Origin of the sequence: Salinimicrobium xinjiangense DSM 19287, assembly GCF_000423585.1 — a bacterium.
GTDB classification, from domain to species: Bacteria; Bacteroidota; Bacteroidia; order Flavobacteriales; family Flavobacteriaceae; genus Salinimicrobium; species Salinimicrobium xinjiangense.
Genome location: NZ_AUIG01000053.1, coordinates 1 through 1,087, shown reverse-complemented (window position 1 = coordinate 1,087; position 1,087 = coordinate 1). Strand labels below are relative to the sequence as shown.

The 1,087-nt window shown below is 37.3% G+C and carries 1 protein-coding gene; it reads right to left on the bottom strand.

Annotated elements, in window-relative coordinates; all coding sequences use genetic code 11:
- Positions 1-221 precede the first annotated feature (221 nt).
- On the bottom strand, positions 222-968 hold the full coding sequence (locus G564_RS0113085) for a DUF4145 domain-containing protein (protein WP_029038049.1): 747 nt from the start codon (positions 966-968) through the stop codon (positions 222-224).
- Positions 969-1,087: the final 119 nt, after the last annotated feature.

Sequence of the window (1,087 nt, the reverse complement as noted above, 5' to 3'; positions counted from 1 at the left end):
AGTGAGTGTCTAACCAGTAGCTTTTTTTTACTTCCAGGAGGTAATATTTTGGCTGATCATTACAGGCCTTTGCCTAAATGGTGTGCAACGTCCCGAATAACGCAAGTTGCGGCTTGGGAACTCGATTTTGTCAGTTAAAGACTTTATTTTCTTGGTAGTCAAAAATGCCATTTTTGACAGCTATTCCGCAATTTGGGTTATTCATTGTTGTGTGCAGTGCTTTAGAACACGTTTTTTGTTGTCCAATGAACTCCATCTATTAATTCCTCAACTTGGTCTTTGGTTGGCTCTTTCCCTTTATGTGCACAAATGTTTCTTATATCCGCCAAATAGGATATTTTTCTCCAAACAGTTGTGTCATAAATTCCGTTGCTTTTTAAAGCTTCATTATAATGAGACAACGTCGGATTTCGTTTTGCAATTTTTAATTTATGGTGAGCCACAACATTTTCTAAATAACCTTCTAAAACCACTCCTGCTACAACTCCGCTTGCTCGTAAATTGACTTTTAAAAGGCTTTTTGCTGTGTCCAACTCATTGTCTTGAAGTTCAATCATTAAGGAGCTTTTGAGGTCATTTAGGGCCATATCCTTCCTTTCATCAACCGCTAACAAAATTGTGTACTGATTGTACATATTCTGTAAAGTCTGTTCCTTTGTGTCGAAATTGGGGTTGTGAAATGAATTGGGAGCGACACCTTTTAAATAATCCTGAATGTAGTAACTGCCATACCCCATTGTTTTTCTTTTGGGATCCACCTCGTAGTAACTCTTAAATTCCTGAAATCGGTCAGGGGCAAGGAATTCGACTATTTTTAAAGCCTTAGAATACCATTTTTGATAATCTCGATGGAATTCCACCTCTTTCGCTTTATCTGCTTTCAATTTATTCTGTAGATACAGCAATAATACAGCAGCTTCTCTAGTACATTCGGCGATTTCTTTTTTAATTTTTTCTTTGGAGGTCATATTAAAGTTCTGATTGGCATTGCACACAACGGCCCCGGTTAACACAAGTGCGGAGTAGGGGACACGAATTGATCTTTTAAGTTCTATTTTTAAAGGTACTCAAAAATGCTATTTTTGAG